14 protein-coding genes are annotated in these 16,656 nt (G+C 36.5%); 12 read left to right on the top strand and 2 right to left on the bottom strand.

What is annotated here, in order from left to right; all coding sequences use genetic code 11:
* From Q0E20_RS04860 to Q0E20_RS04810, 11 genes are all read left to right on the top strand, one after another.
* A complete protein-coding gene (locus Q0E20_RS04860) occupies positions 1 to 690 on the top strand; it encodes a thymidylate kinase (protein ID WP_295997082.1) in 690 nt (229 codons plus the stop codon).
* Positions 691 to 778: 88 nt separating this feature from the next.
* Complete coding sequence (locus Q0E20_RS04855; protein ID WP_295997078.1) at positions 779 to 1,819, top strand: hypothetical protein; 1,041 nt, start codon at positions 779 to 781, stop codon at positions 1,817 to 1,819.
* Positions 1,820 to 2,665: a stage 0 sporulation family protein gene (locus Q0E20_RS04850; RefSeq protein WP_295997075.1), complete on the top strand. Its 846-nt coding sequence runs from the start codon at positions 1,820 to 1,822 to the stop codon at positions 2,663 to 2,665. It begins immediately after the preceding gene.
* Positions 2,658 to 3,386 carry a tRNA1(Val) (adenine(37)-N6)-methyltransferase gene (locus Q0E20_RS04845; protein WP_295997072.1) on the top strand — a complete coding sequence of 243 codons (729 nt, stop codon included), beginning with the start codon at positions 2,658 to 2,660 and terminating at the stop codon, positions 3,384 to 3,386. Before Q0E20_RS04850 ends, Q0E20_RS04845 begins: the two co-directional genes overlap by 8 nt.
* Positions 3,373 to 4,218, top strand: coding sequence for a 16S rRNA (cytidine(1402)-2'-O)-methyltransferase (gene rsmI, locus Q0E20_RS04840; protein ID WP_295997069.1), 846 nt, complete (start codon positions 3,373 to 3,375; stop codon positions 4,216 to 4,218). The genes Q0E20_RS04845 and rsmI overlap by 14 nt, the downstream gene beginning before the upstream one ends.
* Before the next feature lie 34 nt (positions 4,219 to 4,252).
* Positions 4,253 to 6,202, top strand: coding sequence for a methionine--tRNA ligase (gene metG / locus Q0E20_RS04835; protein ID WP_295997116.1), 1,950 nt, complete (start codon positions 4,253 to 4,255; stop codon positions 6,200 to 6,202).
* Complete coding sequence (locus Q0E20_RS04830) at positions 6,202 to 6,972, top strand: TatD family hydrolase (protein WP_295997066.1); 771 nt, start codon at positions 6,202 to 6,204, stop codon at positions 6,970 to 6,972. The genes metG and Q0E20_RS04830 overlap by 1 nt, the downstream gene beginning before the upstream one ends.
* 152 nt (positions 6,973 to 7,124) lie before the next feature.
* On the top strand, positions 7,125 to 8,660 hold the full coding sequence (locus Q0E20_RS04825; RefSeq protein ID WP_295997063.1) for a Ppx/GppA phosphatase family protein: 1,536 nt from the start codon (positions 7,125 to 7,127) through the stop codon (positions 8,658 to 8,660).
* 9 nt (positions 8,661 to 8,669) lie between these two features.
* Positions 8,670 to 10,220 carry a phosphatase gene (locus tag Q0E20_RS04820; protein WP_295997060.1) on the top strand — a complete coding sequence of 517 codons (1,551 nt, stop codon included), beginning with the start codon at positions 8,670 to 8,672 and terminating at the stop codon, positions 10,218 to 10,220.
* 1 nt (position 10,221) lies between these two features.
* Entirely contained in the window at positions 10,222 to 12,339 is a 2,118-nt protein-coding gene (ppk1, locus tag Q0E20_RS04815; RefSeq protein ID WP_295997057.1) for a polyphosphate kinase 1, read from the top strand.
* Between the two features lie 416 nt (positions 12,340 to 12,755).
* The gene (locus Q0E20_RS04810) at positions 12,756 to 13,727 is read left to right on the top strand and encodes a 3D domain-containing protein (RefSeq protein ID WP_295997053.1); all 972 of its coding nucleotides are present in this window, start codon (positions 12,756 to 12,758) and stop codon (positions 13,725 to 13,727) included.
* 117 nt (positions 13,728 to 13,844) lie between these two features.
* On the opposite strand, the gene msrB is transcribed toward Q0E20_RS04810, so the two are convergent.
* Together msrB and Q0E20_RS04800 are read right to left on the bottom strand one after the other, a co-directional pair.
* Positions 13,845 to 14,780: a peptide-methionine (R)-S-oxide reductase MsrB gene (gene msrB, locus Q0E20_RS04805; protein WP_295997050.1), complete on the bottom strand. Its 936-nt coding sequence runs from the start codon at positions 14,778 to 14,780 to the stop codon at positions 13,845 to 13,847.
* A gap of 278 nt (positions 14,781 to 15,058) precedes the next feature.
* Positions 15,059 to 15,994 carry a LysR family transcriptional regulator gene (locus Q0E20_RS04800; RefSeq protein WP_295997049.1) on the bottom strand — a complete coding sequence of 312 codons (936 nt, stop codon included), beginning with the start codon at positions 15,992 to 15,994 and terminating at the stop codon, positions 15,059 to 15,061.
* A gap of 107 nt (positions 15,995 to 16,101) precedes the next feature.
* Here Q0E20_RS04800 and rnmV point away from each other — a divergent pair, with 107 nt between their 5' ends.
* Entirely contained in the window at positions 16,102 to 16,635 is a 534-nt protein-coding gene (gene rnmV / locus Q0E20_RS04795; protein WP_295997046.1) for a ribonuclease M5, read from the top strand.
* The last annotated feature ends 21 nt before the right edge of the window (positions 16,636 to 16,656 follow it).

Here is a 16,656-nt window from a genome sequence, read left to right as displayed (position 1 = left end):
ATGGGGACTTTAATCATACTAGAAGGTGGCGATGGTAGTGGCAAAGCTACACAAACAAAGTATTTGGTAGAACGATTGCGAGCAGAAGGGTATCCAGTACGCAGTGTTAGTTTTCCAAATTATGACAGTGATGCTTCTATGCCGATTAAAATGTATTTATCAGGGCAATTTGGAACAGCCGTGGACGCAGTAAATCCTTATGTAGCTAGCTCTATGTACGCTATCGATCGTTTTGCGTCTTTTAGAATGGATTGGGAACCATTTTATAATGATGGTGGCATCATTATTGCTGACCGGTATACGACGTCAAATATGGTTCATCAAATGGTGAAATATACGGATGTTAAGAATCGTACAGAATTTTTAGAATGGCTAGAAGACTTTGAATTTGTGAAGTTTGGTTTGCCTCGCCCTGATGCAGTATGTTTGCTAGATGTCCCTTTAAAGGTGACAGAATTATTAATGTCGGAACGTACCGGTAAAACTGGTGGTGAAACAGGCGATATACATGAGGGAAATCGGGTGTATTTACAAGCTGTACACGATGCGTACGATGAACTGGTGGAACGTTATCAATGGCATCGTATTTCTTGTTGCGTTGAAAACCGTGCAGAAGATAATTTTATAATGCGTAGTATTGAATCTATAAATAATGAAATATACGATGTGGTAAAAGCTCTGTTAAGATAGGTAAAATCATATGTTTTGAAAATGGCGACTCTTTAAAAAGTCGCCATTTTCCTATATAATGGTAATATTAGATAGTATAGGAGGGATTATGACATATTTTGATAATGTAATCGGTCAAGATACGATTAAAAACCACCTAACTGAATTGGTAAAACGGCAAACATTACCACATAGCTTGTTATTCTATGGTGAAGCTGGACTTGGTAAGCTTGATATGGCTATTGGGTTAGCCTCGTTGATTTTAGGTCGGCAGGTATTTTCAGGCCATAATGGAGCCGAATATCTTGAAGAGGTAAAAAATGCACGTCTTGCCAATGGTGAAAGTGAAAAGAAAATAGAAGCGGAAGGGTTGCCTATTTATATGGATAAGGGGGATGCATTTTGGATTCGTCCTATGAAATCAACCTTAAAAGTAGAACAATGGTATTCTTTATTGCAAGATCATCTATCTGTTGCTGGTCTTGGAAATCGCGTCGTTATCATTGAAGACTTTCACATAGCCAATGCTATTATGGCAAATGCCATGTTAAAAACGATTGAAGAACCACCGGCACAGGTGTACTTCATTATTATTACGAACAAGATTAATCTTGTGTTACCAACCATTATTTCACGGTGTATGAAAGTGGGTTTTCAATCTGTTTCGGATGAAAGTATTCGCTACGCATTACAGCAACGTGGTATTACAGGAAACATAGATGAAGCTATTTCGATGGGCCATGGTAACCCTACTGTTGTGGAAGCATTATTACAACAGGGAACGATAGCCATGTTGAATTTAGCGATACAATGGATGCGAACATTAGGATCTGATTCGCGATGGTTTTCAAAGATTGCCATATGGTGTGAGTCATTAACACGTGAGGATTCATTGGATTTAATGCATTGGTTACGATTATTAAGTCGTGATATGATGGCTCTTAAATGTGGTGCTACTATTGAGCAATTACAAGTTCCCATGCATAAAACAGTATTATTAGAATTATTACCGCATTGGTCGATGGCCGCCTTAGCAACTGTAGCGCATGAAACATTGCGAGCGGAGCAGGCATTGCGGTTGCATATAAAAATTGCCCTTGTGATGGACGGTCTTAGTATCGCCCTTCACGATGCTTGTGAGGAGGTTTAGATGGTAACCATAGTTGGCGTACGATTTAAAAAGGCCGGTAAGATTTATTATTTTTTACCTGGTGAAGAAACTTTAACAATCGATGATGGCGTCATTGTAGAAACAGCGCGTGGCGTTGAATATGGTACAGTTGTAATTGGTCCGAAAGAAGTTACTAAAGATTCTTTAGTTATGCCAGTTAAACCTGTAATGAGAAAGGCAACTTCCAAGGATTTTCAGCAATTAGAAAAAAATGAGGAACGGGAAGAAAAGGCCTTTGCTATATGCTTAGAAAAAATTGCTAAGCGTAGATTGCCTATGAAGCTGATTAATGTAGAATATACATTTGATATGAATAAAATTGTGTTTTTCTTTACTGCAGATGGACGTATTGATTTCCGTGAACTTGTAAAAGATTTAGCTACGGTCTTTAGAACTCGCATTGAGTTACGTCAAGTTGGTGTACGTGATGAAGCTAAAGTATTAAATGGTATAGGGGCCTGTGGAAGACCTTTATGTTGTTCTAATTTTTTAGGCGATTTTTCACCCGTATCGATTCGCATGGCTAAAGATCAAAATCTAAGTTTGAATCCAACTAAGATTTCTGGTGTATGTGGACGGCTTATGTGTTGTTTAAACTATGAAGATGATTTATACAAAAAGGGTGGCGATCTTTACGTGAAGAAGGAGAGAACTCCATCGCCTCGTGACGTAGAGCCACCAGGTATTGGTAAAGAGGTTGTGACTGATGAAGGTGTCGGCAAGGTCCTTAAGGTAAATCATCATAAACATACCGTTAAGGTTCAGTTGGAGGCAGGTCGAACCATCGATTTAAAATGGTCTGATGTGGCATTACCAGATGAATAATCAAGAGCAACTCGATGATTTGATTATTGATGACTTAAAGATATATCAGCTGCAAGATCAATTTCGATTTTCCTTTGATGCTATTGCGCTAGTTCATTTTTGCCGATTTAATCAGCGTCATCGGTATATAGACTTAGGCACGGGCACAGGGGTATTACCGTTAATCGGTACATCTCTAGGTGCTGGTCATATTACAGGTGTTGAAATTAATGAAATCATGGCGCATATGGCTGAACGTAGTGTTGTGTATAATCATAAATCCGATGCTATATCTATTGTACAAGGCGATTATCGTACTATGAATTATCATCAATTTGGAGCGAAACCTTTCGATGGTGTTCTGGTGAATCCTCCCTATTTTAATCATCGTCGAGGGGAGGTGCCCAATGATAATCATCGTTGTTTAGCATTACATGATAGGTATACTTCTATTGACGATGTATGTAAAGCGGCTTCACGATTAATCAAAAATAAGGGGCGCCTATGGATGGTATATAGTGCGCCTCGTTTATCGGAGCTCATACAGGCATTAACAGTAGTCAGATTTGCAGTTAAACGAATGCGTATGGTTCATGGCATGATTCATAAACCAGCTAAAATCGTTTTGATTGAGGCCATAAAGGGCGGTGAACAAGGTTTAATCGTTGAGGCCCCATTAATCGTATATAGCCAACCTAATGTGTACACGGAGGAGGTGTCTCGCTGGTATGAACGAAAATAACAAGGGCACCTTGTATTTAGTGCCTACGCCGATTGGCAATTTAGAGGATATGACGTATCGGGCTGTACGGATACTAGGTGAGGTTGATGCTATTGCCGCCGAAGATACACGTCATACGGGCATACTGTTAAAGCATTTTGAAATTAGTAAGCCTTTAATTTCTTATCATGAACATAATAAGGAAGAAAAGGGAAATGCTATTATAGAGATGTTATTAGAGGGTAAGAATATTGCTTGTGTTAGTGATGCGGGCATGCCTGCTATTTCTGATCCTGGTGCAGACCTCGCATCTAAGGCGATTGACCAGCATATAACCGTCGTACCCTTGCCTGGTGCTAATGCAGCTTTAACAGCGCTCATTGCATCTGATTTAGATACTAAACAATTTACATTCTTCGGTTTTTTACCAAAGCGTGGAAAACATCGCAATGATGCTCTTCAGCTTATGGCGAAACAACGGGGAACGCTAATATTTTATGAGGCACCTCATCGTTTACAAGATGTTCTCTGTGATATGTATGAGGCCTTTGGCAATCGACCAATTACGATTGCCCGCGAGGTAACTAAAAAGTTTGAAACCTTTTTACGCAGTGATTTAGCTTCCATTTGTGATGACTTAGATCAAATTATCTATAAGGGCGAATTTGTCTTAGTGATAGGTGGTTGTGAGACGGGTGAATCGACTGATGATAAGGAAGATAAACCAATATCCTATGAAGAGGCCGTAGCTGAATTAGTAGAAACAGGTATGCCAAAGAAGGAAGCTATTCGTGAAGTAGCGAAACGCTTTGGCGTTTCTCGCCGTGAGGTTTATAATATTGTAGAGCGATAACACTTTCACAAGTGCTGAATAGAAGGAGATTATGATGGGCGATACAAAAAAGACATTTTATATTACAACTCCAATTTATTATCCTAGTGCTAAATTGCATATAGGCCATACATATTGTACATCTGTTGCTGATACAATTGCGCGTTTTAAACGTTTAGCTGGTTATGATGTACGATTTTTAACTGGCTCTGATGAACATGGCCAAAAAATTCAACGTGCTGCTGAGGCACAAGGCATTACACCATTAGAATATACCACTAATATTGTAAATGGATTTAAAGCATTATGGAAAAAAATGCATATTTCTAATGATGATTTTATTCGCACTACCGATGCACGTCATGAAAAGGTAGTCCAAGAATTATTTACGAAAGCTTACGAAAAAGGCGATATTTACAAAGCAGAATATGAAGGTTGGTATTGTACACCTTGCGAATCCTTCTGGACTGAACAAAAACTTGGTGAAAATCATACCTGTCCAGATTGTGGACGTCCTGTAGAGCGCGTTAAAGAGGAAAGCTATTTCTTTAAACTTGGTAAATATACAGACCAATGGTTGGAATTCATCGAAGAGAATCCTGATTTTATTCAACCTGAATCTCGTCGAAATGAAATGATTCAATTCGTAAAACAAGGTCTTGAGGATTTGGCTGTTTCTCGTACATCTTTTGACTGGGGGATTAAGGTTCCATTCGACCCGAAACACGTTGTGTATGTTTGGTTCGATGCATTAGTAAACTATATTAGCGCATTATCTCCTTTCGATGGGGATGGTGAACTATATAAGAAATTCTGGCCAGCAGATCTTCATTTGGTAGGTAAGGAAATTGTTCGTTTCCACACTATCATTTGGCCTATGATGCTCATGAGCCTTGAGTTGCCATTGCCTAAAAAGGTATTTGGACACGGATGGATGATCGTAGATGGTACCAAGATGAGTAAATCTCTAGGTAATGTTATCGATCCTAATCCATTGATTGATATGTATGGCGCGGATTCTTTACGTTATTATTTGTTGAGTGAAATTACATTAGGTCATGATGGCAACTTCACATTGCCTAACTTTGTAACAAAAATTAATGCGGATTTATCCAATGATTTAGGCAATCTTTTAAATCGTACTATTGCGATGATTGAAAAATATCATGACGGTATCATCACAAAAACTGGTGATATAGATGATTTGGATAAGGAAATTTCTTCCTTGGCAGAACAAACGGTTGCAGATTTTGAAGCTCAAATGGAAGCTATGGAATTAAATAAGGCCCTTAAAACAGTATGGGCTTTTATCAGCCGTATGAATAAATATATTGACGAAACTATGCCTTGGGTATTGGCTAAGAGCTCTGAAGAGGCGGATGTACTACGCTTGCAATCTGTTATGTATCATCTTGCTGAAAGTTTACGTATCATCGCTGTTATCGTAAGTCCTGTTATTCCTGTAGGGGCACCAAAGATTTGGGACCAATTGGGTTTAGCTAGTTTTGATCATGTACAATTAGATGATGTACGTACATGGGGTGGTATTTCAACTGGTACAAAGGTCGTAAAAGGTGAGCCAATTTATCCACGTTTTGAGGTTCCAGAAATGGTAGAAATCGCTGCTGTAGAAGAAAAAGCTACAGAATCTGTTGATACGTCAAATATTCCACCTTTAAAAGAAAATATTAGCTATGATGACTTTGAAAAATTGGATCTTCGTGTAGCTAAGGTTGTAAGTTGTGAAAAGGTACCTAAGTCTAAAAAACTATTGAAATTTGTATTAGATATTGGTCTCGAAGAACGCACCGTGTTAAGTGGTATATCTCAATATTACGAGCCAGAATCCATGGTTGGTAAAAAGGTGATTTACTTAGCAAATTTGAGCCCTAAAAAGATGATGGGCATAGAATCTTATGGTATGATTTTATCCGCTTCTGATTGGGAAGAACATTTAGAAGTTACCAATATCGAATCATTACCAGCAGGGAGCATTGTAAAATAATGAAACTCTTTGATACACATGCACATATTAACGATAACCGTTTTGATAACGATAGAGCTGATATGTTACAATCTTGTTTTGATGCAGGCGTTGAATACATTATGATTCCTGGTGTTGATAGACAAACTGTTGAATCCGGTGTTGCATTGGCTGAAACAGATGACCGTTTATATGCGGCTGTAGGTACACATCCTCATGAAGCGAAAGATTTTACCGATGATGATTATGAATACTTTAAAGAGTTAGCATTAAACAATGATAAGGTCCGTGCTATTGGTGAGATTGGTCTAGACTATTATTATGATTTTTCTGATAGACCAACGCAAAAGAAGGTCTTTATACGTCAACTCAAGTTGGCTCGAGAGGTAGATTTGCCTATTATCATCCATGACCGTGATGCTCATGGTGATATCATGGATATATTGCGCAACGAAGGCAAGGATAATTGGGGGATTTTCCATTGTTATTCCGGTAGTTGGGAGATGGCTAAAGAGGCTATTAAATTGGGATTCTATATATCCTTTGCTGGACCTGTTGTATTTCCAAAGTCTACGAATTTAAAAGAGGTTGCTAAACAAGTGCCACTTGACCGTATTCTTATTGAAACGGATTCTCCGTATTTAACACCACCTCCATTTAGAGGCCGTCGTAATGATCCGAGTAAAACACAATTTGTGGCTCAGGAAATTGCATCGTTACGCGGTATGGATGTAGATGAGTTTGCTTCGATTGCTTATGAAAATGGCAAACGTGTATTTGGAATAAAATAAATACTGCTAGTTATAGGATATATGTGGACTAATTATGAGTTATACATATATCCTTGGTAGGACGCGATTCTTTCGTAGAAAGGATCGCGTTTTTCTATGGTATACTAACAATATGTAGTCTATATAGATTTGGGCTTAAAAAGGATGATAAGATGGAACGTATTGCATTTATTGATTTAGGATCGAACTCTGTTCGATTCGTTATTTATGAAATATCAGACACAGGTAGCTACCGCTTAATTTATCAAGAAAAAAATTCTATTCGTCTTAGCGAAAACATGTGGGGCAATCATAAACTGACAGATGCAGCTATGAATAGAGCTTTAGCATCATTACAGTCCTATGTACATATGGCCAAAGCTCTTGAGGTAAATTCTGTTAAAGCTGTTGCTACGGCAGCTGTTCGACTAGCTAAAAATGGTGATGAATTTATCCGTACAGTAAAAAAAGAAACAGGCCTTGATTTAGAATGTATTTCTGGTGAAGAAGAGGCTCGATTAGGCTTCTTAGGTGTTATTAATACGATTGGTCTCAAGGATTTTGTTATTTTTGACTTAGGTGGAGCTAGTACCGAAGTAACATTAGTAAGAAATCGCCAGATTGAACAGTCTGTTAGCTTACCTATTGGTGCTTTAACATTAACCGGAACTTATCAGAAGGGAGAGGAGTTTACAGACAAAGAATACAATAAAATGATTAAAGCCATTAGAAAGGCCATTGAGGAACAGCCTTGGCTTAAAAACACTAAAATGCCATTGTTGGGTATTGGTGGTACCGCACGTAATATAGCTAAAATGGATCAACGTAAATTATCGTATCCTATTACTAAATTACATAATTATGAGATTCCATATCATCGATTTACAGAATTGTTGGATGAGGTCAGATCCAAACCATTAGCGCAACGCAAAAAAATAAATGGTCTTTCATCTGAACGAGCCGATATCATAATTGCAGGCATGAGCATCGTCTATGAATTATTTAATTATGTGAATGGTAAAACACTAGTCGTAGGTGGTTCTGGTCTTCGAGAAGGTCTATTTTACGATTATTATGGGCATAATTATTTAGGTGGTAACCCTATTATTCCAGATATATTGATTCACTCTGCGGAAAATGTCTTGTTAGGTATGACACGTCATGAGCTCGTTCATGCTAAATATATTTGTAGACTAGCTGATACATTATTTGAACAATGGTGGTCATTGCATAAGGGGGATAATGCATTACGCCGTTGTTTGCAAGTAGCGTCACTATTGCATGATATTGGTAAACGGGTAAATTATTATAGTCATGCTCGTCATGGCTGCTATATGCTCGTTAATAGTAATCTATATGGAATGACACATATTGAGCAAGCATTTAGTGCATTTCTCGTTATGAATTCTCATGGTTTAACACCTAAAGAATATAAAAATTTTTTATATGGCAAATTATTGGATGATGAGCAACGCATGATGGGGCAAAAGCTATCTATTATTTTAGCTATTGCTGAAGCCCTTGATGAAAGTCATGAACAGTTGGTTATGAATTTAGATAGTCGAATTAGTCCAGATAAGGTTCATTTGATTGTGCAGTATCCAAAACATCGTGATATTGATATAACAAAAGGGGCTGTTGAAAAATTAGTAAAGCCTTTTAAAAAAGAATTTAAACGTCAGTTAGAAATTGAGTGGTACCCTCAGTAGGAGGTAGTTATGACATTAGCTAAAGTGCTCAGATATGCAATTTTACATGTTGGATCTAGTAGCATGAGCATTACAATATTAGAATATAAAAGTATTAATGATGTACGTGTCATCGACTATGCGGCACGAGAAGTCACTTTTGGAGAAGAATTATTTCAAACTTCGCGGCTTAGTTTTAAAACGATTGAAGAAATTTGTGATATCCTTAAGGGCTATAAGCAATTGATGGCTGATTATGGTGTGTCTAGATGTCGTTTGTATGGTACAACGGTTATTCGGGAAGCGGCTAATAGAAGAGCTATATTAGATCAGATCTTTATACAGACGGGGATGCGTGTTGAAGTAATTGATATGCCGAAAGAAGTATATTTTAAGTATGCCCTTGTATATTATGAAATGATGTATCATCATCAGGCAGCAGATGAAAATACAGCTTGTCTATTTGCAGATATCACTTCTGGAGGTGTTGGGCTAACGGCTTGGAGAGGTGCATCTTTATTATTCCAACAAAATATGCATAGTGGTTCTCTCCGGGTTATGGAGTCTTTTAATCGTAATCAACGAGCATCGATATCGTTTAGCACAGCTATAACTGAATATTTGCATCGCATGATTAGTCCATTACGAGCAGAACTTCAGCTATTTAATATTAAAAATATTATTTTTTCTGGTGATGAAGCGCGTTTGATTTTACAATTAATGGGATATAGCAATAGTGAACCTATTACAATGATTGATCCTCAACAATTTAAGGAATTGGTGGATTCCTTTGATGGTATTACTGCTACTAAATTGATGAATCGGTACAAGATACCGGAATTTAAAGCTAATATTTTAATGCCTACAATGATTCTATTTTCTGAAATCATTAATGCTATTCTTCCAAAGTCCTTAATATTTAGTAGCTATTCGTTTTCCCAAGGTATTAGTTGGTTTTACGGTGTGGAAGCTGAAAATCATCCATATATGTATCAATTACGTGAGCAAAATGCTGATTTAGCTCGTGCTATAGCAGCTCGTTATCATACTGATTCCATACATGATAGCGAGGTTGAACGTTTTAGTTTAGCTTTTTGTAATGCCTTACGGCATAAAGGACTTCCAGAACGCTGGGGATATTTATGTCGTATAGCAGCAATTTTATGTTCTGTTGGTAAATTTGTAAGCCTTAGAAATCATGGCGAGCATGCATATCATATCGTAATGGGAACTGATATATTTGGACTTTCAGAAGAAGAGAAACAAGTGGTCGCTAATGTAGTCTATTATCACTACAAAGGTACGCCTTCAGACGACGATGATTACTTTAGAGTGCTAACAGAATTACAAAAAATACAGGTTACAAAGCTTGTTGCTATTGTCCGTGTAGCATGTTCGTTAGATGCAGGAAGTAATCAAAAAATAGATGAAATACGCTTAGAAGAAAAGGATAAAGAATTAATTGTTCACGTAAGAACGAAAGAAAATATATCTCTTGAATGGTGGACATTTAATCGAGATTCTATCTATTTCAGCGAAATATTTGGTATGGAAATTTCCTTAACCATAGGGGGGGTATAAGTTGTTTACAAGTCCAAAGTACTATTTTAATCGTGAATTATCTTGGTTGAAGTTTAATCAAAGAGTTGTGTTAGAAGCGATGGATACGAGCAATCCCTTAATGGAGCGTTTACGCTTTATAGCTATTGCTAGTTCTAATTTAGACGAATTTTTTATGATACGTGTATCGGGACTACGTCATCAAGCTATGAATGGCATAGTTAAATATGATGCAGCTCATATGGATGCTAAGGCTCAGCTTAAAGCTATAGATGAATCTGTACAAAGATTGGTATCGTTACAATACACATATTTACATCAAGTTTTATCTGCTTTAGAGGAAAATGGCTTATATTTTTTACATCCTGAAAATCTTGATGTTAAGACAAAAGCATGGTTGCGCCATTATTTTGAGGAACAAATTTATCCTGTTGTTACCCCTTTAGCTGTTGATTCGGGACATCCATTCCCTTTTTTAGCGAATAATACTATTAATGCAATTGTACGTATTTTTCAAGTACAATCAGATGGGTCAAAAGATTATAAGATTGCTATTCTACCAATACCATCTGTGTTAGACCGAATTATTGAAGTCCCATCTTTATCCAATAAATCTCATAGATTTGTATACTTGGAAGATGTTATCACATATTATGCAACTCAATTTTTTCAAGGCTATGGTATTGAAGAGTCTATGATTTTCCGATTGACTCGTGATGCAGATCTAGAAATCGATGAAGAAGACGCAAAGGATTTGTTGACAGAAGTAGAGGCTTCTTTACGGCGTAGACGCCGAGGTGATGCGGTTCGATTAGAGGTTGTTGGAGATGGCTCTCCTGAATTATTGAGAACCGTATTGGCAAGTGTAGAACTTGAGGAAAAAGATGTATACCATATAGATGGTCAGTTAGATTGTCGCATGTATTTCGATTTTTCAAATTACCCTGGGTATGATCATTTGCGCTATAAACCGTTTGAGCCCAAAATACCAAGCGATTTAATTGGATTCGAAGGAGAAAATTTACTCGACGTAATTCGGAATAGAGATATATTTGTACACCATCCTTTTGAATCATTTAGTGTGGTTGAACAATTTGTGGCACAAGCTGCGGTAGATCCGAATGTATTAGCTATAAAACAAACCTTGTATCGTGTTAGTGGAGGATCACCAATTATTGCTTCTCTTATAAAAGCGGCAGATAATGGTAAACAAGTTACTGTTTTGATGGAAGTGAAGGCTCGTTTTGATGAAGAGCATAATATTACTATGGCGCGTAGACTAGAGAAGGCTGGTTGTCATGTTATCTATGGCTTAAAGGGATTAAAAACTCATTCTAAAATTACGATGGTGGTTCGTCGTGAAGAAGATGGCATTCGCCGCTATGTGCATTTAGCAACAGGAAATTATAATGGTAAAACAGCTCGTATATATACTGACTGTGGTATTTTTACATGTAATGATGAATACGGCGATGATGCATCTCGATTTTTTAATTTGATTTCCGGCTATTCCGATCCACCAATTTGGAATAAGTTTATTGTCGCTCCATTAAATTTGAGAGAGCGAATTATGGACCTTATAGACGAAGAAATTGAATGTGCTAAGCGTGGTGAAGAAGCATATATTATTGCAAAAATGAATTCTTTATTGGATAAAAAAGTTATTGCAAAATTATATGAAGCATCTGCTAATGGTGTTCGTATCGATTTGATTGTACGTGGTATTTGTACTCTTAGACCTGGTATTGCCGGCATTAGTGATAATATTACAGTTCGTTCAATAGTAGGGCGCTTTTTAGAGCATCATAGATTATTTTATTTTCAAAATGGAGGAAATGAAAAGATATTCCTCTCTAGTGCAGATTGGATGCCTCGTAATTTAAATGAACGGGTTGAATTAATGATTCCTATTGAAGATAAGCGTCACAAAGCTCGAATTAAAGGAATTTTGGATTTGTATTTAGTAGATACTTTGAAAGCTCATATTATGAGAGCTGATGGTTCTTATTATAAAGTAGTAAATGTGGAAGGTTCGTTATCGGCACAAGAAGAATTAATGGAGGCGGCTAATACACAAGATAATAAAGAGCAAATGACAGTTATAGAACGATTTACACCAATGTTTAAAATGAAAAAATGATGAAAGAATAGTACTATCAACTGTAAATGTATAAATATAGATTAAAAATACCTATTATCAAGCAATTTATATCGATTTGTATGCGATAATATGAAATGTAAATGAAAGTTTTGAGATTTAATATATATTATGGTAACAATAGTAAAACTCATAAATATTCTTATGATAAATAAAATATACATAGCATACTATATATTGTAGTGGTATCTTATATACATCCACAATTTTGCTTATCTAGTATGTTATCGAAGATTATAGATATGTTTTTATACAGTGGACATTATAAGAAAAATACAAAAAAATAAAATGTAAAAATACAGTAAAAATATAGTGTTTTTGACTATTGTTAACCTAGCTTGTTTGACAGGTTATATCTAACTGTAGTAGAATATGGTTGTTACAGGAGGTATAACGTAATGAGAATTCAAAAGACGCACAAGCGATATATATCGTCTGTGGTTGCTGGATTGATGGTAACTGCAATAACCTTGACTGGTTTTTCTTATAACGATAAAACTGTTACAGTCATGGCCGATGGTGCAGCACATACCGTTAAAACACATTTAAATTCGAATGAAGGTATCGTGCGTAACGCAGGTATTAAATTAAATCCAAAAGATAAAGTAGTTAGTGATTCTAATTCTGTACAAGATGGTACAACACTTACAGTAGTAAGAGCCTTCCCTGTATCTGTTACAGTAAATGGAAAAACTAGAACTGTTTATACTACACAAACAACAGCAGAAGATTTAGCTAATGAATTAGGTTTTAAAGCTCCAAATTATACAACAACAGTTAGTGGTGCTATTCAATCTGGTAGTACCGTGGATATTGTGCGTGTAACAAGTCGAGCAGTGAATACTGTGGATCAAGAGATTCCTGTTCAAGTTATTCGTCAAAAAGATGATACAATGGCTTTAGGCGAAGAAGAGGTTGTACAAGTTGGTCAACCTGGTACTGAACGTGTTCAAGTTGAGATATTGTACAATAATGGTAATGCTATTAGAACTAATGAATTATCTAAGTCTATAATGACCAATATGGTACCTACGATTATTAAAGAAGGTACTCGTGAGGTGACGACATCTCGTAATGTATCTGGTCGTGCATCTCGATCCATTGTTATGGAAGCATCTGCTTATTTAGCTGGTGATGGTGATGGAGCTGGTATTACAGCTACAGGTATTCCTGCAGTACGTGGTGTAGTTGCTGTTGACCCTGATGTAATTCCATTAGGTACTCGCTTATTTATTCCTGGCTATGGTGAGGCTGTAGCAGCTGATACTGGCGGTGCTATTGTGGGGAATCGCATTGACCTTGTTATGGATTCTTATGGCGAAGCCATGGATTTTGGTCGACGTGATGTAACAGTATATGTACTAGATTAATCTATATATGAAAAGGAGATATCCAAGTGATATCTCCTTTTTTGTATAATTACACTAATGAGAAAAGGACGATACTTCCCAATATGGGGGAGATATCGTCCTTTTATTGTATAGATATTAGTCTATATAAGGAATTAGGTATTCATACTTTGTTCCGAATAATTCATTTTTTGGAATAAATTTGAGAGCAGATCCATTAATACAATAACGTAATGATCCGTTAGGTCCGTCTTCAAAGACATGACCTAAGTGTGCATTACCGATGCGACTGCGCACCTCAATGCGTTTCATACCGTGTGAGTTATCCTGGTAATAGCGTATTACATCCTTTGCTATCGGCTTAGTAAAACTAGGCCAACCACAGTGTGATTCAAATTTTCGAGATGATGTAAAGAGTGGTTCTCCTGTAGTAATATCTACATAAAGTCCTGATTTGTATTCAGTGGTTAATTCATGACTAAAAGGGGCATCAGTTGCCGCATTTTGCGTTACATCATATTCTTGAGGTGATAAAGCTTGTAAATCTTTTTCTGTTGGTTTATTATACGCGTTATCGTCGATAAGTGGCTCTTGAGATAGACCAAGAGGAATATGACAATAGCCGTTAGGGTTTTTGTCTAAATAATCTTGATGATATTCCTCTGCAGAGTAATAGCTGTCTAGCGGTAGTACTTCAATGGCAAAGGGCTTGCTTTCAAAGGATTGGGCGCGAGACAGAGTAGCATCAATAATTGTTTTATCTGCACTATCTGTATAGTATATACCCGTTCGATACTGAATACCTTCATCACCGCCTTGCTTGTTAATGCTAAAGGGATCGATGGCACGTAAAAAATATTGAATTAAATGGTCTAATGATAATATATCCGCATCATAGATTACTTTTAGTGCTTCTACATGACCGCTGTCATGACATACATCTTCATAACTTGGATTGGTAGTAGGGCCGTTGGCATAGCCTACCTCAGTTGAAACTATGCCAGGAATTTGGCGAATATAACCTTGCAGTCCCCAGAAACAACCACCACCTAAGTATATTGTGCGTTCTTTCATCTAATCACCCCATACTTCCTATATCAAAATGAAATGGTGCTAAATGGTTAGACATAATAAAACCTCCTATAATAAACGGTATAACCGATAATTTCGATAGATTTATTATAGCTAAGTCTAACTATATTTAAAAATATCTATATGCTAATGTTTGGTATAGATTAGAGTTATGGAGGCAACCATATAGTATGGTATTAGTTATAAAGAAAAAGTACATCCTTCTGTATAGAGGATGTACTGATTTAGTTTGTTAATTTTGATTTGTAGAATCGAAAGATTTATTTTTCGGTGGGCAATTGAATATGTTTACCATAATTGTTTACATATTGTTCTAATGCATTAATATAACCTTGCCCTAAACGACTGCGTTGCATTTTATTATTAGTTATGTAACCAATATGCATAATACCTTCTTCGGCAAGCGGTACAGAAATAATGCTTTCACCATTAAATTCTTTATCGATAACACCACTTGATACGGTATATCCATCAAGACCAATTAATAGACTAAATAGAGAAGCTCTATCGCGAACACGTATATGTTTTGGGCGCACAACAGTACTAAAGATTTCCTCTGAAAAATAGAAGGAATTATGATCACCTTGTTCAAATGATACATAAGGATAAGGTTCCAATTCATTCATGGAGACCATTTTTTTAGTAGCTAATGGATGTTGTTTACCGATAAAAATATGAGGGCTAGCCGTAAACAGCTCCGTGAAGGTTAATTCATTGGTATGAATCAATTTTTCTAATACAGGACGATTAAAGTCATTATAATATAAAAGACCAATCTCACTTTTCATATGCGCTACGTCATCTATGATTTCATAAGTTTGTGTTTCTCGTAACGAAAAATCATAAGAGTCTACATCACTTTGATTAATAAGATCGATGAATGCATTTACGGCAAAGGAGTAATGTTGTGTAGATACAGAAAATTCTTTTTTTCCGCCTTTGTTACTCTTATATTGCTCTTCTAATAATGTGGCTTGTTCTAAGACTTGGCGAGCATATCCTAAAAAACGTTCACCCTCTTTTGAAACGGTAATTCCTTTATTAGTGCGATCAAAAATGGTAATCCCCATTTCTTTTTCTAATTCTTTAATGGCTTTGGTTAAGCTTGGTTGTGATACAAATAAACGTTTTGCAGCTTCGCTAATACTTCCAATATTTGCAATTGTTGTTACGTATCGTAATTGTTGTAATGTCACAATTATCTCCTTATTATATATATTTATATAATATTATACTAAACTATTACATCTATTTAAGCAATGCTATATATGTTACAATAATATAATAAATACAAGGAGGTTCTATGTTAAAAGAGGTCATTGTAGTAGAAGGAAAATCGGATATACAGCGAATACATCAAGCTATAGAAGCTGATTGTATTGCTACGGAAGGATTTACCTTGCGTAGGGGTGTAATAGAACAAATTCGTGTTGCTTATGAGAAACGAGGAATTATTATTCTCACCGATCCAGACTCCGCTGGGGAACGTATACGTCGCGTGTTAACGAAGAAATTCCCTCGTGCACAACATGCCTTTGTTCCTCGTGATGAGGCTTATGCGAATGATGATATTGGAATAGAACAAGCTTCTCCAGAATCCATTTTAAAGGCTTTATCTGTACTTCATACTGAATCATTAGTGTCTAGTGAAGAATTCATTATGGCGGACCTTGTTAAATATGGCCTTTCTGGATTTCCTAATAGCGCTAATAAACGAGCTAGCGTTGGTGCTGTTTTAGGCATTGGTTATGGAAATGGTAAACAGTTTTTGTATCGATTGAATCATTATGGTATTAGTCGTGATGAATATGAACAGGCTGTATCTGAAGTGAAATAAGCTTTTAACAGAGATATTATT

The sequence above is a fragment of the uncultured Veillonella sp. genome, from assembly GCF_934230905.1.
GTDB lineage: Bacteria > Bacillota > Negativicutes > Veillonellales > Veillonellaceae > Veillonella.
The sequence above is the reverse complement of the archived record's forward strand: the minus strand, read 5'-3'. Positions and strand labels throughout refer to the sequence as shown.